This window comes from Bacillus sp. AG4(2022) (genome assembly GCF_031844465.1).
GTDB lineage: Bacteria > Bacillota > Bacilli > Bacillales > Cytobacillaceae > Bacillus_AB > Bacillus_AB infantis.
Window position 1 is genome coordinate 1 of the sequence record NZ_JAUZVH010000018.1, and the last position, 23406, is coordinate 23406.

26 protein-coding genes are annotated in these 23406 nt (G+C 47.9%); 6 read left to right on the forward strand and 20 right to left on the reverse strand.

What is annotated here, in order from left to right:
- Window positions 1-37 precede the first annotated feature (37 nt).
- The 8 genes from rpsR to Q9R36_RS25750 form a co-directional block, all read right to left on the reverse strand.
- Window positions 38-283, reverse strand: a complete 246-nt coding sequence (gene rpsR / locus Q9R36_RS25715) for a 30S ribosomal protein S18 (RefSeq protein ID WP_009796290.1) — start codon at window positions 281-283, stop codon at window positions 38-40.
- 52 nt (window positions 284-335) lie between these two features.
- Complete coding sequence (gene ssb, locus Q9R36_RS25720; protein WP_022544627.1) at window positions 336-857, reverse strand: single-stranded DNA-binding protein; 522 nt, start codon at window positions 855-857, stop codon at window positions 336-338.
- A 44-nt stretch (window positions 858-901) separates the two neighbouring features.
- Window positions 902-1189 (reverse strand): 30S ribosomal protein S6, encoded by a 288-nt coding sequence (gene rpsF, locus Q9R36_RS25725; protein WP_009796293.1) that lies wholly within the window; start codon window positions 1187-1189, stop codon window positions 902-904.
- A gap of 179 nt (window positions 1190-1368) precedes the next feature.
- Window positions 1369-2526: a glycosyltransferase family 4 protein gene (locus Q9R36_RS25730; RefSeq protein ID WP_311226162.1), complete on the reverse strand. Its 1158-nt coding sequence runs from the start codon at window positions 2524-2526 to the stop codon at window positions 1369-1371.
- 12 nt (window positions 2527-2538) lie between these two features.
- The gene (locus tag Q9R36_RS25735; RefSeq protein ID WP_101548490.1) at window positions 2539-3069 is read right to left on the reverse strand and encodes a phosphatase PAP2 family protein; all 531 of its coding nucleotides are present in this window, start codon (window positions 3067-3069) and stop codon (window positions 2539-2541) included.
- 469 nt (window positions 3070-3538) lie between these two features.
- Window positions 3539-4639, reverse strand: a complete 1101-nt coding sequence (ychF, locus tag Q9R36_RS25740) for a redox-regulated ATPase YchF (protein WP_009796296.1) — start codon at window positions 4637-4639, stop codon at window positions 3539-3541.
- Window positions 4640-4804: 165 nt separating this feature from the next.
- The gene (locus Q9R36_RS25745) at window positions 4805-5002 is read right to left on the reverse strand and encodes a DUF951 domain-containing protein (protein ID WP_022544631.1); all 198 of its coding nucleotides are present in this window, start codon (window positions 5000-5002) and stop codon (window positions 4805-4807) included.
- Window positions 5003-5014: 12 nt separating this feature from the next.
- Window positions 5015-5905 carry a mechanosensitive ion channel family protein gene (locus tag Q9R36_RS25750; protein ID WP_009796299.1) on the reverse strand — a complete coding sequence of 297 codons (891 nt, stop codon included), beginning with the start codon at window positions 5903-5905 and terminating at the stop codon, window positions 5015-5017.
- 435 nt (window positions 5906-6340) lie between these two features.
- Between Q9R36_RS25750 and yyaC the strand changes: the two genes are divergently transcribed.
- The gene (gene yyaC, locus Q9R36_RS25755) at window positions 6341-6979 is read left to right on the forward strand and encodes a spore protease YyaC (protein WP_009796300.1); all 639 of its coding nucleotides are present in this window, start codon (window positions 6341-6343) and stop codon (window positions 6977-6979) included.
- Window positions 6980-7016: 37 nt separating this feature from the next.
- Here yyaC and Q9R36_RS25760 read toward each other — a convergent pair whose 3' ends face one another.
- The 12 genes from Q9R36_RS25760 to rpmH form a co-directional block, all read right to left on the reverse strand.
- The gene (locus Q9R36_RS25760; protein WP_009796301.1) at window positions 7017-7730 is read right to left on the reverse strand and encodes a DUF554 domain-containing protein; all 714 of its coding nucleotides are present in this window, start codon (window positions 7728-7730) and stop codon (window positions 7017-7019) included.
- Between the two features lie 63 nt (window positions 7731-7793).
- Complete coding sequence (locus tag Q9R36_RS25765) at window positions 7794-8651, reverse strand: ParB/RepB/Spo0J family partition protein (RefSeq protein WP_009796302.1); 858 nt, start codon at window positions 8649-8651, stop codon at window positions 7794-7796.
- Entirely contained in the window at window positions 8644-9405 is a 762-nt protein-coding gene (locus Q9R36_RS25770) for a ParA family protein (RefSeq protein WP_009796303.1), read from the reverse strand. Before Q9R36_RS25770 ends, Q9R36_RS25765 begins: the two co-directional genes overlap by 8 nt.
- Before the next feature lie 178 nt (window positions 9406-9583).
- Complete coding sequence (locus Q9R36_RS25775; RefSeq protein WP_253619011.1) at window positions 9584-10141, reverse strand: DUF4256 domain-containing protein; 558 nt, start codon at window positions 10139-10141, stop codon at window positions 9584-9586.
- A 110-nt stretch (window positions 10142-10251) separates the two neighbouring features.
- Window positions 10252-11130, reverse strand: a complete 879-nt coding sequence (noc, locus tag Q9R36_RS25780; protein WP_009796305.1) for a nucleoid occlusion protein — start codon at window positions 11128-11130, stop codon at window positions 10252-10254.
- A 177-nt stretch (window positions 11131-11307) separates the two neighbouring features.
- Window positions 11308-12024: a 16S rRNA (guanine(527)-N(7))-methyltransferase RsmG gene (gene rsmG, locus Q9R36_RS25785; protein WP_311226163.1), complete on the reverse strand. Its 717-nt coding sequence runs from the start codon at window positions 12022-12024 to the stop codon at window positions 11308-11310.
- A gap of 26 nt (window positions 12025-12050) precedes the next feature.
- Window positions 12051-13940, reverse strand: a complete 1890-nt coding sequence (mnmG, locus tag Q9R36_RS25790) for a tRNA uridine-5-carboxymethylaminomethyl(34) synthesis enzyme MnmG (RefSeq protein WP_311226164.1) — start codon at window positions 13938-13940, stop codon at window positions 12051-12053.
- A 47-nt stretch (window positions 13941-13987) separates the two neighbouring features.
- The gene (gene mnmE, locus Q9R36_RS25795) at window positions 13988-15373 is read right to left on the reverse strand and encodes a tRNA uridine-5-carboxymethylaminomethyl(34) synthesis GTPase MnmE (RefSeq protein WP_311226165.1); all 1386 of its coding nucleotides are present in this window, start codon (window positions 15371-15373) and stop codon (window positions 13988-13990) included.
- Window positions 15374-15839: 466 nt separating this feature from the next.
- Window positions 15840-16460: an RNA-binding cell elongation regulator Jag/EloR gene (gene jag, locus Q9R36_RS25800; protein ID WP_009796309.1), complete on the reverse strand. Its 621-nt coding sequence runs from the start codon at window positions 16458-16460 to the stop codon at window positions 15840-15842.
- Window positions 16457-17233 (reverse strand): YidC family membrane integrase SpoIIIJ, encoded by a 777-nt coding sequence (spoIIIJ, locus tag Q9R36_RS25805; protein ID WP_022544633.1) that lies wholly within the window; start codon window positions 17231-17233, stop codon window positions 16457-16459. Before spoIIIJ ends, jag begins: the two co-directional genes overlap by 4 nt.
- A gap of 200 nt (window positions 17234-17433) precedes the next feature.
- Window positions 17434-17808, reverse strand: coding sequence for a ribonuclease P protein component (rnpA, locus tag Q9R36_RS25810; RefSeq protein ID WP_311226166.1), 375 nt, complete (start codon window positions 17806-17808; stop codon window positions 17434-17436).
- Window positions 17809-18002: 194 nt separating this feature from the next.
- The gene (rpmH, locus tag Q9R36_RS25815; protein WP_009796313.1) at window positions 18003-18137 is read right to left on the reverse strand and encodes a 50S ribosomal protein L34; all 135 of its coding nucleotides are present in this window, start codon (window positions 18135-18137) and stop codon (window positions 18003-18005) included.
- A 695-nt stretch (window positions 18138-18832) separates the two neighbouring features.
- Here rpmH and dnaA point away from each other — a divergent pair.
- The 5 genes from dnaA (at window position 18833) to remB (ending at window position 23385) form a co-directional block, all read left to right on the forward strand.
- Complete coding sequence (dnaA, locus tag Q9R36_RS25820; RefSeq protein ID WP_311226167.1) at window positions 18833-20179, forward strand: chromosomal replication initiator protein DnaA; 1347 nt, start codon at window positions 18833-18835, stop codon at window positions 20177-20179.
- Between the two features lie 183 nt (window positions 20180-20362).
- The gene (gene dnaN / locus Q9R36_RS25825; protein WP_094767786.1) at window positions 20363-21499 is read left to right on the forward strand and encodes a DNA polymerase III subunit beta; all 1137 of its coding nucleotides are present in this window, start codon (window positions 20363-20365) and stop codon (window positions 21497-21499) included.
- A gap of 274 nt (window positions 21500-21773) precedes the next feature.
- Window positions 21774-21986, forward strand: coding sequence for a S4 domain-containing protein YaaA (yaaA, locus tag Q9R36_RS25830; protein WP_009791670.1), 213 nt, complete (start codon window positions 21774-21776; stop codon window positions 21984-21986).
- Between the two features lie 25 nt (window positions 21987-22011).
- Entirely contained in the window at window positions 22012-23130 is a 1119-nt protein-coding gene (recF, locus tag Q9R36_RS25835; RefSeq protein WP_094767785.1) for a DNA replication/repair protein RecF, read from the forward strand.
- Window positions 23131-23139: 9 nt separating this feature from the next.
- Window positions 23140-23385 carry an extracellular matrix regulator RemB gene (gene remB / locus Q9R36_RS25840; RefSeq protein ID WP_009791668.1) on the forward strand — a complete coding sequence of 82 codons (246 nt, stop codon included), beginning with the start codon at window positions 23140-23142 and terminating at the stop codon, window positions 23383-23385.
- Window positions 23386-23406: the final 21 nt, after the last annotated feature.

The window sequence follows — 23406 nt, forward strand, 5'->3', positions numbered from 1 at the left end:
GAAGGACACCCATAAGGCGCCCTTCTTTTATTATATATTATTCACCTGAAACGTAAGGCAGTAATGCCATGATACGCGCACGCTTGATAGCAACAGTCAATTTACGTTGGTATTTAGCGTTTGTACCAGTTACACGGCGAGGTAAAATTTTACCGCGCTCAGAGATGAATTTTTTCAGAAGATCTACATCTTTGTAGTCGATGTGAGTGATTCCGTTTGCTGTGAAGTAGCAAACTTTACGGCGCTTTGCACGTCCGCCTCTGCGTCCTCCTCCAAATGCCATGTCATTTCCCTCCTTTTGGTTTTAGTATCGTGTACCCGTCCAATCAAGGAGATCAGAATGGCAGATCGTCATCAGAGATGTCGATTTGTCCATCATTTGCGAATGGATCTTCATCCACGCGCGTATATCCTTGATTGCGGTTATTGTTTTGTCGCTGATTCTGATCATTATTTCCATATGGGAAATCCTGTTCTCTTGAAGGACCGCCATAGTTTCCGTCATTACGGCCGCCGCTAGGGGCACCGCCTGAAGCATTTCTCGGCTCCAGGAACTGAACGCTGTCTGCCATTACTTCTGTAACGTAGACGCGCTTGCCGTCCTGTCCCTCATAGCTGCGGGTCTGAAGGCGTCCATCAACGCCGGCAAGGCTTCCTTTTTTGAGGAAGTTTGCTACGTTTTCAGCTGGACGGCGCCAGATCACACAGTTGATGAAGTCAGCTTCCCTTTCTCCCTGCTGATTCGTAAAAGTACGGTTAACAGCAAGTGTGAAGGAAGCAACGGGCACTCCATTTGGCGTGTACCTTAACTCAGGATCTTTCGTTAAACGTCCGACAAGAACAACTCGGTTCATCATCAGAATCAACTCCTTCCTTATTTAAAACTGTTCTATTTCAAGTCTTACTTTTCGTCTTTAACAACCATGTGGCGGATGATATCTTCGCTGATTTTAGCAAGGCGAGTGAACTCGTCCACTGCAGCAGCTTCCGCATTCAGGTGGATCAACTGGTAGTAGCCATCACGGAAATCGTTGATTTCGTAAGCCAGGCGGCGTTTGCCCCAGTCTTTTGATTCAGTCAGTTCCGCACCATTATCAGTCAGGATAGAGTTAAAACGCTCAACTAGAGCCTTTTTAGCCTCATCTTCAATGTTTGGACGGATGACGTACATGATTTCGTACTTTCTCATCTCATTACACCTCCTTTTGGTCTAAGCGGCCCATTCGGGCAAGGAGTAACTATTCATTACTCACAAGTTGAAATTATAGCATATATCCGGAAGGAAAGCAATTATCCCTTCCAAAAAGAAAAAACCTCATTCCGAGGTATATTCATCATATCATATTCAATTGGACAATATCCATTCTTTTATCCCAAATTCCGGAAGCGGTATTCGCCCTCAAATGCAATCTCTTTATATTCTGCCAGCAGCTGGTCCATGATTTTATCCCATGACTGCCGTTCGGCATAGCTCCTCGCTTCCCGGGACATGCTGGCGAGCTTTACGGGATCTCCAAGCAGCTCTTGTATTGCACTCGCAAATTCCCCGCTGCTGCCTGCCGGGCAAATCCGGCCGGTCCTGCCTTCCGAGATGATTTCCGCAGGACCGCCTTTGTCTGCCACAATGGCAGGGGTACCGGAAGAGAGGGCTTCAAGGACCACATTCCCGAATGTTTCTGTAGGAGAGGGGAAGACGAGCAAATCGGCTGCTGCATATAGGCCGGCCAGCTCTTCGCCTGTGACATATCCGGTCATTGTCACATTGCCCCTGCCGGCAGATTCCTTTGCGAATGGCTGGAACTCAGGTCCGTCGCCGACGATCAGCCAGTGCACCCGCTCCCGGATTTCTTCCGGGAGGCTTCCCATTGTCTTCAGCAAGGTGCCAAGATCCTTTTCGGGTGCAAGCCGGCCTGCATATAAGAGGATATGAGGCTCCCTGATTCCAAATTTCTTCCTGGCTGCGTCCTTATCTCGATCAGGATGAAACAGCCGGCTGTCAACTCCGCGTGTCCAAAGCGATACAGACTGCAGCCCCTGGGCTTCAAGGATTGTTTTCGTATCTTTTGACGGCACGAATATGCGCTGGAAGGAACGGTGGAACCATTTCATATATTTCCAGAATAGGGGGGAGAGCCATTGGCATTTATAAAGCTTTAAGTATTGATCAAAATGGGTGTGGTAGGAGCCGGTGATCGGGATGCCCAGCTTTTTTGCCGCATGGATTCCATAAAGCCCCATTGTCAGCGGAGTGGCTATATGAACGATATCGGGAGAAAACTTCTGCAGCCTTTCCGTTATTTTGCGGGGATTGGCCACAGCCGTTCTGCATTCAGGGTAGAAAAAGAAAGGAATGCTCAGAAACTCAGCCGCGTTCGGATAGGACATTCCCTCAGCGGGTCCCGGTATAAAAAGCATATACTCTATATCCCGCTTCTCAAGATGGTCTGTGAGCCGCTTCAGCGTGTTAGCCACCCCATTGATCTGGGGATAAAAGGTATCAGAAAAAATCGCCACCTTCACTCTCATTCCTCCTCAATATTAAAATGACTGGGCAATGGCTGCGAAGAAGATGCCTGCACTTGCGCCAAGCAGAGATCCTGCTGCAATATCGGTAGGATAATGGACGCCAAGCACAACCCTTGAAAGGGCGACAAGACCGGCAGCTGCCAATAAAGCGGGAGCGAATGGAGGGAAAAGAATGCTGTAGGGAACTGCCAGGGAAAAGGCGGCTGTTGAATGCCCTGACGGAAAAGAATGATCTTTGAAACGAAATCCATGCACACGGACGCCGGGAAGCACCTGAAAGGGGCGGATCCTCTTAACGGCCCGCTTGATCAGGACTGCGGCAAGATGGCTTGCTGCAAGGGAAAGTGACGCAGCTGCTGCCGGCCTGAAAAGGGAAGGGGGGCCCGCCAGCATAAGAACCAGCTGCAGGACAACCGTAAACCGCGCACCGCCCAAATGGGTCAACATTTGAAAGAAACGGATGAAAGCTGCCTCTGATCTGCTGTTGCAATATTGAAACCACAGCTCATCCTGCCTTCGGATCCAGGCTCTTGCACGGCTCATCACACATCCTCCTTTAGCGCTTTCTTCTACTTCATTGTAAAAAGAATGTGTAACAGCCATTTGAATCCCATGTAAATTTATTGTTAATCAGCCTTGAAAGGCGGAGGGCGCTTGCTCAGTCCCGACACTCGAGGGGCTAGCGCCCGGAGCTGGACCATCGAAAGGCGGAAGGGTGTTCAGCCACGGCATACTATGAGGCACTCTATTTCATATTGTTTGCGCCAGAGTATCTCAAGATGTTCTCATGGGGCATTCTGATGCTCCTTCACCCCATGCAGAGTGTCTCTAAACTCTTACATGAGGCACTCTGACACTCCTCAGCCCCTCACAGAATGCCTCAAAACTCCTACATGAGGCACACTGCCATTCCTCAGCCCCTCACAGAGTGCCTCAAAATTCAACGCCCCCTGCATCTTCCCCAGTCAAACAAAAAAAAGCCCCCAAAAGCGGGAGCCTCTCATCATACTTATTACACATTAAAGCGGAAATGAATGATATCTCCGTCTTTAACAATATACTCTTTTCCTTCAAGACGGACCTTTCCTGCTTCTTTCGCAGCGGCCATGGTCTTAGCTTCCAGCAGGTCATCATAGTGGACAGTTTCTGCCCTGATGAAGCCTCTTTCAAAGTCTGTATGGATGATGCCGGCACACTGAGGCGCCTTCATGCCCTTGCGGAACGTCCATGCACGGACTTCCTGCACTCCTGCCGTGAAATAAGTGGCAAGGTCCAGCAGGTGGTAAGCAGAACGGATCAGCTGGTCAAGACCGGATTCCTCGATGCCAAGCTCTTCAAGGAACATTTGCTTTTCTTCGCCTTCAAGCTCGGCGATTTCAGATTCGATTTTCGCACAGACAACAATCACTTCCGCATTGTCTTTCTCTGCAAAATCCCTGACGCTCTGGACGTATTCGTTTGAAGAAGGATCTGCTACATCATCTTCCCCCACATTTGCTACATACAGGACAGGCTTGATTGTCAGGAGGTGAAGGTTCTTGGCAATTTTATGCTGCTCTTCTGTGAACTCCACAGTGCGGGCAGGCTTGTCTGACTCGAACGCATCCTTGAGCAATTCGAGGACTTCAAGTTCTGCCACAGCTTCCTTATCCTTCTGTTTTGCCATTTTGCCGACGCGGGCAATGCGCTTCTCAACAGATTCCAGGTCAGCAAGGATCAGCTCCAGGTTGATGGTTTCAATATCGGAAATCGGATCGACCTTTCCGGATACGTGTGTGATATTGTCATCAGCAAAGCAGCGGACAACCTGGCAGATTGCATCCACTTCACGGATATGCGAAAGGAATTTATTCCCTAGGCCTTCCCCTTTGCTGGCGCCCTTTACGATTCCGGCGATGTCTGTGAATTCGAATGTTGTCGGTACAGTTTTCTTCGGCTGAACAAGCTCTGTCAGCTTGTTCAGGCGGTGGTCAGGAACCTCAACAATTCCCACATTCGGGTCAATCGTACAAAACGGATAGTTGGCAGACTCCGCACCTGCCTGTGTTATTGCATTAAATAATGTAGATTTACCAACGTTCGGCAAGCCTACAATCCCAGCTGTTAATGCCATGCCAGTCACTCCTCAACTTTTATTTCAGCATCTATTTCAAAAACGGTGAAATCTATTTTTATAAGGCTGTTTCTCGTTTTCATAAAATTGGACAAGTCTCCCACAATTATAGAGATTTGCCGGGCAAAAGACAAGTCCATCCCCTTCCAGAAAAAAGAAGCATGACTATTCTTCATGCTTCACGAGGATTTTCTTCATTTTCCGGCTGAATTCTTTTCGTGGGATCATGACGCTGTGCGAGCAGCCCTCGCATTTAATGCGGATATCCATGCCGAGGCGGATGATTTTCCAGCGGTTGGCCCCGCACGGATGGGCTTTTTTCATCTCTACTACATCATTCAGGCCATATTCTTTAGGTTCCATGCTATTTTCCTCCTATGCTTTTCCCGTGCTTTTTTCAGGCTTTTCTTCCTGGCGCGAATACATGACCAGGCGCGGGAAAGGAATTTCGATGCCATGTGCATCGAGGGCCATCTTGATTTCCTTCCTCAACTGACGGGCGATAAAGAAATGCTTCATCGGCATTGTCTCTGCCGTCACCCGGATAACCACATCTGATGCCGCCAGGTTCTGGATGCCCAATATTTCGGGCGTCTTGACCATATCTTCATATTTTTCAGGCAGGGTTTCCAGGAGGTCCTTAAGCACCTGCTCAGCCTTCTGGATATCCCCCTCATACGCAATGCTCACATCCACAAACGCGACGCTGTTATGAAGGGAGAAATTGGTCACCTGGACGATGCTCCCGTTCGGCAGGATGTGAAGCTCACCTGTCCAGCTCTTAATTTTTGTTGTCCGGAGGCCGATTTCCTCTACGGTTCCTTCGAATTGGTCGACCCTGATATAGTCTCCGACCGAAAATTGGTCTTCAAATATGATGAAAAAGCCGGTGATGATATCCTTCACAAGGTTCTGAGCGCCGAAGCCGACCGCAAGCCCCACAATCCCGGCACCTGCAAGGAGGGCACCCACATCAATCGTCAAGGTTGAGAGAATCATCATAATCATGATGAAAGACACCACATACGTCAGGATATTTTCAAGCAGTTTGACCAGTGTAGCCTCCCGGCGGTGGCTGATCCTCAGCGGCGAGTGGCTCCGCACGGCAAAGACCTTTCGGATGGCCGCCCGGCCGATTCTGATGATCAGGCTTGATACAATCAAAATGGCAATGATCTTCAAAAATCCAAGGCCAATGGCACTCCACATATTTTCATCGGACAGCTGATCCTTAATTCCCTGAAGCATTTTTTCTGTAGAAGTCATGGTTTCACCCGCTTACTTTTAGTGAATTATATAAGAAAATCGCCAGCGCCTTAATGAAGGACTCGAAATAAGTATGCCGCGGCGTGCAAAAACGTCTGCAAGATTCCGCCTCAAGCTTGTACCTCAAGGCCATAGGCGCAGCTGCAGCGAGCAGCCGAAATTCAAAATAATACTTTCTTATCTTATAAAATTAAATCCATTTTAACAATTTGCAAGATTTTTTTACAGTCTGACATGTGAGTGCCTTCCCAGAAATTCTTTTCCTATAAACCTTCCCCGCCTGCACAAGTGCCTTTAACCCATTAAAGGATCGTACGGACAGTCAGTAAGCATACCAACATATGATTCTCTGTTTATCTTTTTACTGATGCAGGTATGTATAGATTACAAAATTTTTCCGTATACTGTTACTACCATAATGAGGGAGTGGAACCAATGAACTTAAGAACGAACTTATTTGAAAAAAAGGCCAGCAGTGCCCGCGTTGCCCATGATGAACAGGATGCTGCAAACAAGCTGGCCGCTGAACTCTTAAATTTCATGCCCCCAGGCATCGGTGTACGCCCTGTCGTTTTTGTCTGCATCGGCACTGACCGCTCTACCGGAGATTCATTGGGTCCGCTTGTCGGCACACTTCTGGAAGAAAAGGCTGTGGCTCCCTTTCATGTATACGGAACGCTGGATGATCCGATCCATGCCGTTAATCTGGAGGAAAAACTGAAGGAAATCAAAGAATCGCATGTACGTCCCTATATTATCGGAATTGACGCATGCCTTGGCCGACTGAAAAGCGTAGGCGTTATCCAGGTCGGATCCGGCCCGGTCAAGCCTGGAGCCGGCGTGAATAAAGAGCTGCCTGAGGTAGGCGATATGCATATCACCGGAATTGTGAATGTGAGCGGATTTATGGAATTCTTCGTTCTGCAGAATACGAGGCTGAATCTTGTGCTGAGGATGGCGAAGACGATTGCTGCCGGAATCCACGAAGCGAGCCTGAATGCAAGATTTAAGCATGCATGGCCGCGCATCAGCTGGGATCTGGGAACAGCTGAACAGGCAAAGCTGAATCAGTAGAGAAGGGGATGGACAGACAAATGCCGTCCACCCTCTGTCAAACAAGCTGCTGGTAAAAATAGATCGATGTGACGATAACAGCCGTCACAAGGATGCCGGGCAGGAGATTGGCCACCCTGATCTTCGTCAATCCTGTCAGGTTAAGCCCGATCGCAAAGATCATCACCCCGCCTGCCGCTGTCATTTCTAGAATGAACTGGTCCATCAATGCCTGAGGAACAAACCGGTCGATCTGGGTTGCAAAGAGGGCAATCAGCCCTTCATAAAGGACGACTGGGATAGCTGAAAAGATGACGCCGATTCCAAGAGTAGTGGTCAAAATCAGCGCCGTAAAGCCGTCGATGATCGATTTGGTATACAGAACATCATGGTCGCCGCGGATGCCGCTGTCCAATGCCCCGATGATGGCCATCGCTCCGATCACAAAAATGAGGGTTGCTGTCACAAAGCCTTGTGAAATGCTGCCCTGTCCATTTGACCCAATCTTTCTCTCCAGCCAATTGCCGACTGCATTGAGTTTATCCTCAAGCCCAAGCCACTCGCCGAGCACAGCCCCAAGCACAAGACTCAGGATAACAATCAGGAAATTTTCACTTTTGAAGCCCATCTGCAGTCCAAGGACGATGACTGCCAGTCCAATCGCATACATGACGGTGCCTTTCATGCTTTCCGGGATGCGATGGAGCAGCTTGCCGAGAAGCGTGCCGATGACAATCAGCAGCCCATTCACTAAAGTACCTAATAAAAACATTGCATTTCACCTTTATCTGTATAGTAGTTTATGAAAAAAGAAGAAAAAGCCATCCATGATGGCTTACGAACGTTCTTGGTCCAATATTTGTAAAATCCGGTCCAAATCGTCTTTTGAAAAAAATTCGATCTCAATTTTGCCTTTGTTCTGGTTCTTATTCTGCTTGATGCTGACCGGGGTTCCGAACCGCTCCCGCAAGGAGGTTTCCTGAGCTTTTATAAAAACATCCTTCGGCTGCTTCACTTTTTTTGTTTCACGTGGAACAAGCTCATTCAGATGATGGATCAGCTGTTCAAGCTGGCGGACATTGAGCCCTTCCTTTATCGCGCGGTCAGCTGTTGCCTGAACCTTTTCCTTCTGCCTGAGGCCCAGAAGTGCACGGCCATGGCCCATTGTGATCTTGCCGCTTGAAATCAGTTCCTGTATTTTCGGAGGGAGGGACAAGAGCCTGATATGATTGGCAATATGCGGCCTGCTTTTCCCCAATCTTTTCGCAAGCTCTTCCTGTGTCATCTTCAGCTTCTCGATCAGCTGCTGATAGGCAGCCGCTTCTTCCATCGGAGTGAGATCCTCGCGCTGCAGGTTCTCAAGGATGGCCAGCTCCATCATCTGCTTTTCGGTCAATTCCCTGATGACCGATGGCACTTTTTCCAGGCCGGCTTCCCTGGCAGCCCGGCAGCGGCGTTCACCTGCAACGATTTCAAAGCCTTTGATGCTTTTTCTCAGGATGACCGGCTGAAGGATGCCATGCTCCCGGATCGACTGCTTCAGCTCTTCAATTGCTGCTTCGTCAAATATTTTTCTGGGCTGATAAGGATTCGGACGGATTTCCGAGAGCCTGATCTCCTGGATCGTTTCCTCTGAATCTGCCTCGGCGTTCGAGAAGAAAGCATTCAGCCCTTTTCCCAGACCTTTAGCCATTCGAAATCACTTCCTTTGCCAAATCTAGATACACTTCAGCTCCCCGGGATTTCGCATCATAGATGATGATCGGTTCCCCGTGGCTCGGCGCTTCACTTAATCGGACATTGCGCGGAATGATCGTTTTATAGACTTTATCCTGGAAGTATTTCTTTACCTCTTCAATCACCTGTATACCCAGATTGGTCCTGGCATCAAGCATTGTCAGAAGCACACCCTCGATTTTCAGGTCATGGTTCAGATGCTTCTGGACAAGGCGGACCGTATTTAAAAGCTGGCTGAGCCCTTCGAGTGCATAATACTCACATTGGACCGGTATCAGGACGGCATCGGAAGCCGTCAGGGAGTTGATGGTCAGAAGACCGAGGGAAGGCGGGCAGTCGATGATGATATAATCGAAATCCTTTTTCACTTCTTCAAGGGCCCTTTTGAGTCTCACTTCCCGGGAAATAGTCGGAACCAGTTCAATTTCCGCCCCTGCGAGCTGAATGGTCGCAGGAATAGCATATAAATTCTCGACAGCCGTCGGCTTGATCACTTTCAGCGCTTCAACATCATCGACGAGAACATCGTAAATGCACTGGTCCACATCAGCTTTTTCTATACCGATCCCGCTTGTCGCATTGCCCTGCGGATCAATATCGACCAGCAGCACTTTCTTGCCTATGTATGCCAAGCAGGCTCCCAAATTCACAGAGGTCGTCGTCTTTCCGACTCCTCCTTTTTGATTCGCAATCGCAATAATTTTCCCCACGGTGCCACCTACCTTATTCCTCTAAACAATGATATCTATTCTATTCATAATCTATTCAATCAGAAAAAAGCTTACTAGAGTCACGACTTCTATTTTATCATGAATGGAATATGATGTTAGGTTTTTTCTTAAAATTCCCACAGATTGAAGAGAAATGAATTTTTTGCCTGCTGCAGGCTCAGACTTTCAGCCTGCCCCGGAAGCCTCTCGCAGCATAGTACGAATCAGCGCCATTGTGATAGACGAACACCTGATTATAACGGCGGTCACAGAAAAGGGCGCCGCCAAGCTCCCTGACTTCAGCAGGAGTCTGCACCCAGGAGGATGTTTTCAGGTCGAAGCTTCCGAGCTTCTGAAGCTCCCGGTACTGATCTTCCGTCAAAAGCTCGATGCCTATCTCGGCAGCCAGGTCCATTGCACTGTTTTCAGGCTTATGTTTCTTCCTGGACTCAAGCGCTTCACGGTCGTAACAGACGCTGCGGCGGCCTTTCGGGCTTTCCGCTGAACAATCACAGAATATGTATTCACCACTTTTTTCATCATAAGCAACAACATCCGGCTCCCCGCCGGTCACTTCCATTTCATTGAGCGTCCAGAGCTTATCAGTATGTTCAGCCAGTTTCGCCTCCACTTGAGTCCAATCAAGATTCTGATGGCGCTCCATATTTTTCTCAAAACGGTCCTTCAATGTGCCCAGCAATTCTTCCCTTTGTTCTGAAGACAGGTCCTTGTTCATGCTTTTTTCCTCCTCAACATTGTGTTGTGATAATAATGAAAAACGCACTGCAGATTCCGGTGTGAAATACAGTGCGTTTTGTCTACATATTTAGTGTGTCTCACAATCTATCATTTCTTTTTAGGAATCTTGATCGTGAACTGGTAGAATTCCTCAAATTCTTCTTCTTCGGAATCAAGATTGATGCCGCTGTCTGAAACCATATTGAGGGACTGGCGGATGGTATTGACCGCTATCCGCATGTCCTTGCTGAAAGCCTTCCGTTTCGGCTTCGGCTTGTTTTCGCTCTGCTCGAGCAGCTTGACGACGCGTTCTTCCGTCTGTTTGACATTGAGGCTTTTCTCAATGATTTCTTCCAGAAGCTTGACCTGCTTTTCCGGATTCTTCAGCGGAATGAGGGAGCGGGCATGGCGCTCTGTGATCTGCTTGGCCAATAACGCTTCCTGGACCTGTTCCGGAAGCTTGAGGAGCCTGAGCTTGTTCGCTACAGTGGACTGTCCTTTGCCAAGCCGCTGCGCCAGGGCCTCCTGGGTCAGATTATGGAGCTCAAGCAGCTTTCCATAAGCAACCGCTTCCTCTATCGGTGAAAGCTCCTCACGCTGGAGATTTTCAATCAGGGCGACAGAAGCAGTCTCAGTGTCGCTGAGATTCTTGACAATCGCAGGCACCTCATCCCAGCCCAGTTTATTCATTGCCCGCCATCTGCGTTCGCCGGCAATGATCTCGAATTTGCCGTCATCGAATTCCCTGACAACAATCGGCTGGATGATCCCGTGCGTATGGATCGTACGGGACAATTCCTCGATTTTCTCGTCATCAAATACCGTTCTCGGCTGAAAACGGTTCGGCACAATCTGTCCGATCGGAATTTTCCTGACTTCTTCCCTGTTAGTCGGTTCTTCTTCTATATTTAACTGTTCATCAGCTTTTTCGATTTCTTGTTCTTCCTTTTCGCCTAGGCCAAAAAAGCGTGAGAAAGAATGCTTCATCACCCTGCACCACCTTTACGAAACTCCCTATTACATATTCTCCTAAAAAACGGGAACTCCTGCACCTCAGATAAACAATCTTCCGACTGGAGACGCGTTTTTATCGATGAGAATATGGATATATAACAACAGCTGCTATTAAAAATTATGCCATAAATCCGGGACAAAAGTAACTAATTATTCAATTGGGCTCTTATTAGGGGTGCCCGGTTTTCTTGGAAATTTCTTTGGTGTCGGCTTCTCTTTCCGGATCACAAAGATATTCCGCTCGCTTTCTTCTTCCGGTAAAAGGAAGGAGTGGGAATCCTCCAATTTGCCGCCAAGCATCGTAATCGCTTTCTTGCCTGCAGCCAGTTCATCCTGGGCGCTGGCCCCTTTCATGGCCACAAAATGGCCGCCAACCTTGGCAAGGGGAAGGCAAAGCTCAGTCAGCACCGACATTCTGGCAACAGCCCTGGCTGTCACAACATCAAATGCTTCCCTGTATTCCTTGTTCTGTCCGAAGGTTTCCGCCCGGTCATGGACGAAACGGACGTTTTCAAGGCCAAGCTTTCCTGCAAGATGCTCCAGGAAATTGATCCGTTTATTCAATGAATCAACGATCGTCACGCTGATTTCCGGGAATGCAATTTTGATCGGAAGGCTCGGGAAACCCGCTCCTGCACCTACATCGCAAATATGTAAGGGCTTGGAGAAATCAAAATAAAAGGCAGCGGAAACAGAGTCATAGAAGTGCTTCAGATAGACTTCAGGCTTGTCTGTTATAGCTGTCAGGTTCATTTTTTCATTCCACTCAACCAATGTTTCATAATAAATATTGTATTGATCAATCTGCCTTGGAGAAAGGGAAATCCCTTTCTCCTCCAGCATCTTGATGAATTGTTCAGTATTCATTGCCCATTCCTTTCCTGCAGCTGTAATTAGTTGTTGGAAACCCTGGCGACCCTTCCTTGCTCAAGATATACAAGCAGGATGGAGATATCGGCAGGATTGACGCCGGATATCCGGGAAGCCTGCGCAATGGACAGCGGACGTACTTCCTTCAGCTTTTGGCGGGCCTCTGAAGCAAGTCCGTTGATCGCATCATAATCGATATTTTCCGGCACCTTTTTGTTTTCCATCTTCTTCAGGCGCTCGACCTGCTGCAGGGATTTTTCGATATAACCTTCATACTTCAGCTGGATTTCGACCTGTTCTGTCACATCAAAGTCCAAATCTGCGTCGGCAGGCGCCGCAAGCTTGATATGCTCATACGACATTTCCGGGCGCTTAAGAAGGTCTGAAGCACGGATTCCGTCCTTCAGCTCGCTTCCGCCCTGGTTTTTGATCATTTCCTGTACTTCGGCAGAAGGCTTGATGATGATGGAACGCAGCCTTTCTTTTTCCGTTTCGATCGCCTGTTTTTTCTCTGTGAAGCGTCCGTATCTTTCATCGCTGATCAGGCCGATCTTATGGCCTGCATCCGTCAGGCGCAGGTCGGCATTATCATGGCGGAGAAGCAGCCTGTATTCCGCACGGGAAGTCAGGAGGCGGTAAGGCTCATTCGTCCCTTTTGTGACAAGATCATCGATCAGCACACCGATATAGGCATCAGAGCGGCTGAGGATAAGCTCTTCCTTGCCAAGCGCGTTCAGGCCGGCATTGATTCCTGCCATAAGCCCCTGTCCCGCTGCTTCCTCATATCCGGAGGTTCCATTAATCTGCCCGGCGGTATAAAGATTCTTGACCTTCTTCGTTTCCAATGTCGGCCAAAGCTGGGTCGGAACAATGCTGTCATACTCAATCGCATAGCCGGCACGCATCATCTGGACATTTTCAAGGCCTGGAATTGTGCGGAGGATCTTCTGCTGCACATCCTCCGGCAGGCTTGTGGAAAGCCCCTGCACATAAACTTCCTGCGTATTCCGGCCTTCAGGCTCAAGGAAGATCTGATGGCGCGGCTTGTCATTGAAGCGGACCACCTTATCTTCGATGGAAGGGCAATAGCGCGGCCCGGTTCCTTTGATCATGCCTGAATACATCGGCGAACGGTGCAGATTATCGTCGATCAGACTATGCGTTGTTTCATTTGTATAGGTAAGCCAGCATGGCAGCTGGTCTGTGATATATTTAGTCGTTTCATATGAGAACGCCCGCGGCACATCATCGCCGGGCTGGATCTCTGTCTTGCTGTAATCAATCGTATGGCTGTTCACGCGCGGAGGCGTCCCGGTCTTGAACCGGACCATATCGAAGCCAAGCTCCTGCAGATGCTCCGAAAGCTTAATGGACGGCTGCTGATTATTCGGGCCGCTGGAATATTTCAATTCGCCGAGAATGATTTCCCCGCGCAGGAATGTCCCGGTGGTAATGACGACCGTCTTCGCGCTGTATGCCGCGCCGGTCATCGTTACAACACCTTTGCAGACGCCGTCTTCCACGATCAGTTTTTCAACCATGCCCTGCAACAGTGTGATATTCGGTTCGTTTTCGATCGTTTTCTTCATTTCATGCTGATAAGTGAATTTATCGGCCTGCGCCCTGAGCGCACGTACAGCCGGCCCTTTTCCTGTATTCAGCATCCTCATCTGGATATGGGTTTTATCGATATTTTTGCCCATTTCACCGCCGAGGGCATCTATTTCCCTGACGACGATCCCTTTTGCCGGACCTCCGACTGAAGGGTTACACGGCATAAAAGCAACCATATCAAGATTGATGGTCACCATAAGTGTCTTGGCGCCGAGCCGCCCCGCAGCCAGGCCGGCCTCGACTCCTGCATGTCCTGCACCGATAACAATGACATCATAATTGCCTGCATCATACTGCATGTTTCCTGCTGCCTCCTTCTTTCCAGGCTGTTTTCCCGCCTGCCGGATTATTTCCCAAGGCAAAATTGGGAGAAAAGCTGATCGATCAAGCTGTCATGGACACTTTCTCCGATAATCTCGCCCAAAAGCTCCCAAGTTCTAGTCAAATCTATCTGAATAATATCAATCGGCGTTCCAAAATCTACTCCGTTCAGTGCTTCCTCAATGCTGTTCAGGGCCTGGTTGAGCAAAGCGATATGGCGGGTATTGGACACATAAGTCATATCGCCCGCTTCAATGCTGCCGGCGAAGAACAGCGAAGAAATGCTTTCCTCCAGTTCATCGACGCCCTGGTCCTCAAGGAGGGAGGTCGTCACAAGCCTATGCCCGGCCGCAAGCTCGCGCACACGCTCCATATCGATTTGCTGCGGAAGATCGGTTTTATTGACGATGACGATAACATCCATGTCCTCTACCACTTTGAAGAGATTTTCATCTTCCTGCGTCAGCTCATCTGAATAGTTGACGACCAGCAGAATCAGATCGGCCTCCTTCAGCACCTGTCGCGATCTTTCCACACCGATCCGCTCGACAATATCCTCTGTCTCCCGGATGCCGGCAGTATCAAGGAGCCTCAAAGGAACTCCCCTGACGTTTACATACTCTTCTATTACATCACGGGTTGTACCCGGTATATCCGTTACAATCGCCTTGTTTTCATGCACAAGGCTGTTGAGCAGGGACGATTTCCCGACATTCGGCCTCCCGACAATCACTGTCGACAGTCCTTTACGGAGAATTTTCCCCTGCTCTGAAGTCTTCAAGAGCTTCTCAATCTCTCCTTTAACGAAGCCGGCCTTCTCGAGCAGAAGCTGATGGGTCATTTCTTCGACATCATCATACTCCGGATAGTCGATATTGACCTCGATATGGGCCAATGTTTCAAGGATCTCCTGCCGCAGCCTTTTTACCAGCTTGGAAAGTCGCCCTTCCATCTGGCCAAGCGCCACATTCATCGCCCGGTCTGTTTTGGCCCGGATCAGATCCATCACCGCTTCTGCCTGGGAAAGGTCGATCCGTCCGTTCAGGAACGCCCTCTTTGTGAATTCACCAGGCTCGGCGAGGCGGGCACCATGATTCAGCACGAGCTGCAGCACCCGGTTGACTGACACAATCCCGCCATGGCAGTTAATCTCAACCACATCTTCCTTTGTGAAGGTTTTTGGCCCCTTCATCACCGATACCATGACTTCCTCTGCCACCTGGCCGGTTTTCGGATCGATGATATGGCCGTAATGGATCGTATGGGAAGCGGCATCACTTATGCGTTTTCCTCCAACTCCCCTGTATAGCTTGTCTGCAATGGAGAATGCCTCATCACCGCTCAGCCGGACAATGGCGATTGCGCCTTCCCCCATCGGAGTGGATATCGCTGCAATTGTATCTAGCTCCACCCTGCTGCCACCTCATTTCCTGTTTTCTATCTATATAATTAAAACGAATATTTTAAGCCCCAAATAACTAGAATAGCACAAGAGCCTTTGATTAAAAAGATTATTTGCTCAAGCCTGTCCCGCTTATCCACAAGCTTCCCGATTCTCTATACATTATTATGCTCTATTTTAACTTATCCACATGTGAATAACAATAAAACCAGACGCAAATATCGCCGTACATGTTATCCACAGCATAAATGGCTGAAGAGGCTGCCACATCATTGCCTGATATTCAGGAATGGGTTATGACTCGGTGTTCCGGCCGCTGGACAGAAAAGCTGAAGCAGCCGTTCCTCTATTAAAGAACCTCTGACCCCGCACAAGAAATATATGCATTCTACTTCGGAATCATTGACCGCATTCCTTTGCCCATCATTTTTTTCCCATAAAAAAAGCCCTATCCAGTCGGATAAGGCTCCATCGGCTATTTCACCGGTGATATGACAATATGGCGGTTGGGATCGGCTCCGCTTGAGTACGTTTTAACTTTCCGCGTACCGGCCAGTGCCGCATGAATGATTTTTCTTTCGTAGGAAGGCATCGGTTCAAGCGCCACATCCTTGCCGGTTTTGACTGCCTTTTGGGCAAGCCGCTGGGCAAGCTGGATGAGCGTATCATTCCGGCGCTTCCGGTAGTCCTCGGCATCAAGGACCACATTCAGATAAGAATCGGAAGACTTATTGACGACAAGCTGGGTCAGATACTGGAGCGAGTTCAGGGTCTGGCCCCTTTTTCCGATGAAAAGGGCAATTTTTTCGCCGGACAGGATAAGCTCTGCCTCTTTCCCTTCCCTGCGCACTTCCACTTCAACGGGTGCCCCCATTTTCTCGCCGATATTTTTTAAAAATTGGACGGCTTCTTCAATCGGATCCGGCTTAAGAACTGCCCTTACAACGGCAGGCCTGGAACCGAAAATCCCGAAAAAACCTTTTTTTCCTTCTTCAACAATGCTGATTTCCGTGCGGTCTCTTGTTGTCTGCAATTGAGCTAAAGCGGATTCTACTGCTGCTTCGACGGATTGTCCTGTAGCAGTCACTTCTTTCACTTCTTTGCTCCTCCCGCATTTCCGGCAGCTGCTTTTTTCAGATCCGGACCTTTGATGAAATATGTCTGGACAATCATAAAGATGTTACCGACAACCCAGTATAATGACAGGGCTGCAGGGAAATTGATCGCAAATACGATGATCATGACCGGCATGATCCAGAGCATCATGGCCATCTGCGGATTCTGGTTGGCAGTCCCCGCCATCATGATCTTCTGCTGGATGAAAGTCGTTGCGCCGGCAATCAGCGGCAGCAGGTAAATCGGATCCGGAGAACCGAGATCAAACCAAAGGAAGTCATGGTTCGCAATTTCGCGTGTGCGTGAAATGGCATGATAGAAACCGATCAGGATCGGCATCTGAACGATGAGCGGGAAACAGCCTGCCAGCGGGTTGACGCCATGCTGCTGGAAAAGAGCCATGGTTTCCTGCTGCAGCTTTTGCTGTGTCTTCTGGTCTTTACTGCTGTATTTCTCTCTCAGCTTCTGCATTTCAGGCTGGAGGGCCTGCATGGCCTTCGAGCTTTTTGTCTGCTTGATCATCAGCGGCAGAATCAAAAGGCGGATGATCAGGGTCACCACGATGATGGCAAGCCCATAGCTGCCCCCGAGCGTTTCAGCTACTTTTACGATGAACATAGAAAGCGGGTAAACAATATACTCATTCCAAAAGCCTTCACTTTCAGAGGTAATCGGCTTATTGACTTCAGTACATCCCGTCAAAAGAGCCATTAGGAAAATCAATCCGAATACAAGAAATATTCGCTTCTTCAACGTTTATCCTCCCTTGCTGCTTTTCATATTTATTATAAGAAAAACCAGGTGCAACTCCCGGCCTTGGGCGGCAGATCCAAACCCTGGCTGCCTGTATGCTTCTTTTCTATAGGCCTGTCCGTCCCGGCTTCAGGACAATATAGGCGCTACGGTGATATTCTACCATTTTTCAGGCGCAAGCGCTTTAAAATTCATGAACTTTATTCAGGCTTTTGCCGGTCCCGATGGTGCCCGGTCCCCCGAAGGACCTTGCCGACTTTCAGGACGTGGGAGAGACTGTTTTTGATCTCATGGAATCCCATATCGGCCACAGGCTTCCTGGCGATGATGACATAGTCATACTCATTATGTATGGAAGCATCCAGCTCATGAAATGCCTGGCGGACATATCTTTTGATTTGGTTCCGGACCACTGCATTGCCGATCTTTTTGCTGACGGAAAGGCCGATGCGGAAGTGCTCCTGCCCCGTTTTCTTCAATGCATATATAACAAATTGACGGTTAGCAAATGACTTTCCTTTTTTAAAGGCTTCCTGAAATTCTTTATTCTTTTTGACTCTGAACTCTTTTTTCATGCCATTTACTCCTCAATCTTAGAAAGCTCTGTCATTCATCCTTTAAGGAAAAGAGCGGGCAGGCAGCCGATCGGCAGCCTGCCGCAATCCAAAAAGGATCCCTTTACCTTTATAACCACAACCGGCCCCTTCTATAAGAAGCCGGATCCATTATCTTTTCAAAAAGGAAAAAAGACCACTGACGTTTCAGTGGCCTAAGCAGATAATACTTTTCTTCCCTTTTGACGGCGGCGCGCTAAAACCTTGCGTCCGTTTGCACTGCTCATACGAGAGCGGAAACCATGAACTTTGCTTCTTTTTCTTTTGTTCGGTTGGAACGTTCTTTTCATTATATTACACCTCCCTGAGGATAACAGTAAAAGACAGTCTTATTGATTATACAAAGATACCCGAATAATTGTCAACTCTTCATTCCGTTTTCCATGATCGAAAAAGCCTTCCGGCATCATTTATATCATTAAGTCTGCATATCGTCTGTTTGATTGTCCGTCCAGAAGATCCGGACGTCCATTTTGCTACCTTTGAAATTTTACCTTTTTTCCGACTGAATGTCACGACCCTTTTTTAAATTAGCTGCTGTTAAATTTTCCTGCTTCCTGCTTTTAACGGCTTTTGTGGATAAATTTTCGACAAGATTTTCACTATCCACAGGGGATATGACAAGTTTTTAACAGACTAACTGCTTGTGGACAATTAATATGCACATGAATCCGGCTTTGTGGATAAAGCATTAAAAACCATTGCATGGCTTACTATTATTTGATATTATAGTTGTGTTTTCACACTTAATAAATATTGTGCATAACTTCCTTATCCACAGATTGTGGATAACATGTGGACAGGTTATTCAGAGGCTTTGATGAACTTTGTCCACAATCCGGGGAAAATGTCGAAATCCCGAATTGTTTCCTTATTATATATTTATCCACACAAACAGTTTCGTATATAGATCACATAAGGGTTGTACAACTTGTATAACCCATCGTTCTGCTGGACGAAACTAACAGAAAAGGAGGGATACCTGTTGGAAAACATTGCGGATCTTTGGAATAATGCTCTGGCCAATATCGAAAAAAAAATCAGCAAGCCAAGCTTTGACACATGGCTGAAATCGACCAAGGCACATTCTCTCCAGGGAGACCTGCTCATCATCACGGCACCGAATGAGTTTGCGCGCGATTGGCTGGAAGAACGCTATTCGCAGCTGATTTCCGGGATTCTCTACGACATAACGGGAGAGGAACTGGGGGTTAAATTCATTATTCCGCAGAACCAGGGCGAAGAAGAGGTTGATCTTCCGGTCCCGCCGAAAAAAGGGAAAAAGGATGATGACCAGCCTGAACTTCCCTTAAATATGCTCAATCCAAAATACACCTTTGATACCTTTGTCATCGGCTCCGGCAACCGCTTTGCCCACGCAGCTTCACTGGCAGTAGCCGAAGCGCCTGCCAAAGCTTATAACCCGCTGTTCATCTATGGGGGAGTCGGACTGGGAAAAACCCACCTTATGCATGCGATCGGCCATTATGTACAAGATCATAATCCAGCTGCTAAAGTGGTTTATTTGTCTTCCGAGAAATTTACGAATGAGTTCATCAACAGCATCCGTGACAACAAAGCTGTCGATTTCCGCAATAAATATCGAAATGTCGATGTTCTCTTAATTGACGATATTCAGTTCCTGGCCGGAAAAGAACAGACCCAGGAAGAATTTTTCCATACATTCAATACACTGCATGAAGAAAGCAAGCAGATTGTCATTTCCAGTGACCGGCCTCCAAAAGAGATTCCGACGCTTGAAGACCGTCTCCGCTCCCGGTTTGAGTGGGGGCTCATTACCGATATCACACCGCCGGATCTGGAAACAAGGATTGCCATCCTGCGAAAGAAAGCAAAAGCTGAAGGGCTTGATATCCCGAATGAAGTCATGCTTTATATTGCCAATCAGATCGATTCAAATATCCGGGAACTCGAAGGTGCACTTATACGCGTAGTAGCTTATTCTTCTTTAATCAATAAGGATATCAACGCCGATCTGGCAGCAGAAGCATTGAGGGACATCATCCCAAGCTCCAAGCCGAAGGTCATCACGATTCATGAGATCCAGAAAACGGTCGGGGAGCATTACAGTGTAAAGCTTGAGGATTTCAAGGCAAAGAAGAGGACAAAGTCTGTTGCTTTCCCGCGGCAGATTGCGATGTACCTCTCCAGGGAGCTGACTGATTTTTCCCTGCCTAAAATTGGCGAGGAATTTGGCGGGCGCGACCATACAACTGTGATCCATGCTCATGAGAAGATTTCAAAGCTGCTCCAGACAGATCAGCAGCTCCAGAAGCAGCTGAAGGAATTGAATGAGCTGTTGAAAGTTTAGAAGAAATGTGAATAACTTTTTATACTTTGCACACAGTCTGTCCACATGTGGATAGGCTGTGTTTCCTTTCAAAAATGGAGTTATCCACATACTAACAGGCCCTACTAGTACTATTACTATCTTTTAAAACAAAATATATATATATTCAGCCAGTAAAAAAATATGCCAATCCGGAGGATAAAAATGAAATTTCAAATTCAGCGCGATTCATTAGTCCAAAGTGTCCAGGATGTCATGAAAGCCGTGACAAGCAGAACGACGATCCCGATCCTAACAGGAATAAAAATTGTCGCATCAGAGGAAGGGGTTACCTTAACAGGCAGCGACTCCGATATTTCCATTGAATCTTTCATCCCGAAAGAATCCGATGGCAATGAAATTGTTGAAATCTCAAGAACCGGCTCCATCGTACTGCAGGCAAAGTTTTTCAGTGAAATCGTAAAAAAGCTACCTACAGACAAAGTCGAGATCGATGTGCAAAACCACCTGCAGACCGTAATCCGCTCGGGTAAATCCGAATTTAACCTGAACGGCCTGGATGCTGAAGAATATCCGCATCTGCCGCAGCTGTCTGAAGAAAAGATCTTCCGCATCCCGACCGACCTCTTGAAGGCAATGGTCCGCCAGACAGTCTTTGCAGTGTCCACCTCAGAAACACGCCCTATCTTGACAGGTGTAAACTGGAAGGTGGAAGATGCCGAGCTGACCTGTATTGCAACAGACAGCCACAGGCTTGCGCTAAGGAAAGCAAAGGTCGAAACAGAAGCAAACGAATCCTATAATGTAGTCATTCCAGGCAAAAGCCTGAGCGAGCTGAGCAAAATCCTCGATGACAATAATGACCTGATCGATATCGTTATTACAGAAAATCAGGTGCTCTTCAAAGCTGAAAATCTTTTATTCTTCTCAAGGCTGCTTGAAGGGAACTATCCTGATACCACAAGACTGATCCCGAATGAAAGCAAAACGGAGATTGGCGTGCAGACGAAGGAATTCCTGCAGGCGATCGACCGAGCTTCCCTGCTGGCAAGGGAAGGGAGAAACAATGTCGTAAAATTCTCTACCATCGAGGATGGTGTGGTTGAAATCTCCTCCAATACACCGGAAATCGGAAAGGTAGTGGAGGAAGTACAAAGCCAGTTCATAGAGGGAGAAGACTTGAAAATTTCCTTCAGTGCAAAATATATGATGGATGCCTTGAAGGCCCTCGAAGGAACTGAAATCAAAGTCAGCTTCACAGGAGCTATGAGGCCGTTCGTCATCCGCCCGATGAATGATGAATCAATCCTCCAGCTGATTCTGCCGGTAAGGACTTATTAATCCGTCACTTCCTGTATACTATTGCGAAAAAACTGCCTGACGGCGGTTTTTTTGCTTTAACGGAGAATCGGACACCAGTAACTGGCACATAAAAATTTCCTCTTTTCTTTGTAAATGGTGCGATTTTTTAGTAAAATAAAGTATTGGGAAAGAATCGGCCAGACTGAAATTCTTCCCTTCAGAATTCTCCGGAACTATATGTCCGGGATCACGCTTTAAAATAATTTCCGCCCCCCTTTTAGGAGCTTGGCTGGAAAATGAAAGAGTGGATCAAATGACGGATATCCAAATCTCAACGGAATATATCACACTGGGCCAGTTCCTCCAGGTGGCCGATCTCATCCAGACCGGCGGAATGGCGAAATGGTTCCTGGGTGAATACGAAGTGTTTGTTAATGATGAACAGGATCAAAGGCGGGGAAGGAAGCTCCGTTCCGGCGACAAGGTGGAAATACCGGGCATCGGCGCCTTCCGGGTGACAGAGTAGCAGATGCTAAAAGGATGTATGGCCTATGTTTATTGAGCAGTTGCTCTTAAGGAATTACCGGAACTATGAATCGCTTGAGGTTCAGTTTGAAGATAAAGTGAATGTCATAATCGGCCAGAATGCCCAGGGCAAGACGAATGTCATGGAATCCATCTATGTGCTGGCAATGGCGAAGTCCCACCGGACGTCAAATGATAAAGAACTTATACGGTGGGATGAGGATTATGCTAAAATAGAAGGAAGGGTCCGCAAAAATCATGGACCTTTGCCGATGCAGCTCGTCATTTCCAAAAAGGGGAAAAAGGCGAAGTGCAACCATATTGAGCAGCAGAGATTGAGCCAATATGTCGGGAATATGAATGTAGTGATGTTTGCTCCTGAGGATCTCCACCTTGTCAAAGGGAGCCCCCAGGTCAGACGCCGCTTTATTGATATGGAAATCGGCCAGGTATCGCCGGTTTATTTGCACGATGTCGGCCAATACAATAAAATCCTCCAGCAGCGGAACCACTACCTGAAGCTTCTGCAGACAAGGAAGCAGACCGATCAGGCGATGCTGGAAATCCTGACGGAGCAGTTCATTGAGATGGCGGCGAGGATCGTGGCGAAGCGCTTCGAATTCCTTAAGCTCCTCCAAAAATGGGCAATGCCGATCCATGAAGGCATATCAAGGGGCCTTGAGACCCTGAAGATTGAGTATAAGCCGTCTGCCGATGTATCAGATGGCCAGGAATTGTCGAAAATGATAGAGGTATACCAGGAAAAATTTGAAAAAGTCAGAGGACGGGAAATCGACCGGGGAGTCACCATGTTTGGCCCCCACCGGGATGATCTGGCTTTTTATGTAAATGGCAGGGATGTCCAGACATTCGGCTCCCAGGGCCAGCAGAGGACGACCGCCCTTTCTCTGAAATTGGCGGAAATCGAGCTGATCCACTCTGAAATCGGCGAATACCCCATTCTCCTGCTTGATGATGTACTGTCAGAGCTGGATGATTACAGGCAGTCCCACCTGCTGAACACGATCCAGGGCAAAGTGCAGACCTTTGTGACGACAACAAGCGTCGACGGGATCGACCATCAGACGCTGAAAGAGGCAGCTGCATTCGAGGTGGAGGCAGGTACGCTGAAAAAAATCCAGTGAGGTGATCGTGTGTACGTCCACATAGGAGAAGACATACTTGTCAGAACAAGGGATATTATCGCCATCATTGACAAACAAAGCGTCAGCTCATCCAAATATATTGAAGAGTTCCTTCAGCAGCACGACCAGGTCGTCAACCTCTCCAAAGGATCCTTCAAGTCTATCGTAGTCACTGGCGATAAAGTCTATTATTCCCCCCTAGCCTCCGGAACATTGAAGAAACGCTCTTATAAATTGACTGTTCAGGAATTTTAAAAATATCAACTTGGAAGCGGG

Bases quoted from the DNA above. Each gene is read 5' to 3' on its own strand.
- rpsR (WP_009796290.1), bottom strand. From the start codon at position 283: ATGGCATTTGGAGGAGGACGCAGAGGCGGACGTGCAAAGCGCCGTAAA.
- ssb (WP_022544627.1), bottom strand. From the start codon at position 857: ATGATGAACCGAGTTGTTCTTGTCGGACGTTTAACGAAAGATCCTGAG.
- rpsF (WP_009796293.1), bottom strand. From the start codon at position 1,189: ATGAGAAAGTACGAAATCATGTACGTCATCCGTCCAAACATTGAAGAT.
- Q9R36_RS25730 (WP_311226162.1), bottom strand. From the start codon at position 2,526: ATGAGAGTGAAGGTGGCGATTTTTTCTGATACCTTTTATCCCCAGATC.
- Q9R36_RS25735 (WP_101548490.1), bottom strand. From the start codon at position 3,069: ATGAGCCGTGCAAGAGCCTGGATCCGAAGGCAGGATGAGCTGTGGTTT.
- ychF (WP_009796296.1), bottom strand. From the start codon at position 4,639: ATGGCATTAACAGCTGGGATTGTAGGCTTGCCGAACGTTGGTAAATCT.
- Q9R36_RS25745 (WP_022544631.1), bottom strand. From the start codon at position 5,002: ATGGAACCTAAAGAATATGGCCTGAATGATGTAGTAGAGATGAAAAAA.
- Q9R36_RS25750 (WP_009796299.1), bottom strand. From the start codon at position 5,905: ATGACTTCTACAGAAAAAATGCTTCAGGGAATTAAGGATCAGCTGTCC.
- yyaC (WP_009796300.1), top strand. From the start codon at position 6,341: ATGAACTTAAGAACGAACTTATTTGAAAAAAAGGCCAGCAGTGCCCGC.
- Q9R36_RS25760 (WP_009796301.1), bottom strand. From the start codon at position 7,730: ATGTTTTTATTAGGTACTTTAGTGAATGGGCTGCTGATTGTCATCGGC.
- Q9R36_RS25765 (WP_009796302.1), bottom strand. From the start codon at position 8,651: ATGGCTAAAGGTCTGGGAAAAGGGCTGAATGCTTTCTTCTCGAACGCC.
- Q9R36_RS25775 (WP_253619011.1), bottom strand. From the start codon at position 10,141: ATGAACAAGGACCTGTCTTCAGAACAAAGGGAAGAATTGCTGGGCACA.
- noc (WP_009796305.1), bottom strand. From the start codon at position 11,130: ATGAAGCATTCTTTCTCACGCTTTTTTGGCCTAGGCGAAAAGGAAGAA.
- rsmG (WP_311226163.1), bottom strand. From the start codon at position 12,024: ATGAATACTGAACAATTCATCAAGATGCTGGAGGAGAAAGGGATTTCC.
- mnmG (WP_311226164.1), bottom strand. From the start codon at position 13,940: ATGCAGTATGATGCAGGCAATTATGATGTCATTGTTATCGGTGCAGGA.
- rnpA (WP_311226166.1), bottom strand. From the start codon at position 17,808: ATGAAAAAAGAGTTCAGAGTCAAAAAGAATAAAGAATTTCAGGAAGCC.
- rpmH (WP_009796313.1), bottom strand. From the start codon at position 18,137: ATGAAAAGAACGTTCCAACCGAACAAAAGAAAAAGAAGCAAAGTTCAT.
- dnaN (WP_094767786.1), top strand. From the start codon at position 20,363: ATGAAATTTCAAATTCAGCGCGATTCATTAGTCCAAAGTGTCCAGGAT.
- yaaA (WP_009791670.1), top strand. From the start codon at position 21,774: ATGACGGATATCCAAATCTCAACGGAATATATCACACTGGGCCAGTTC.
- recF (WP_094767785.1), top strand. From the start codon at position 22,012: ATGTTTATTGAGCAGTTGCTCTTAAGGAATTACCGGAACTATGAATCG.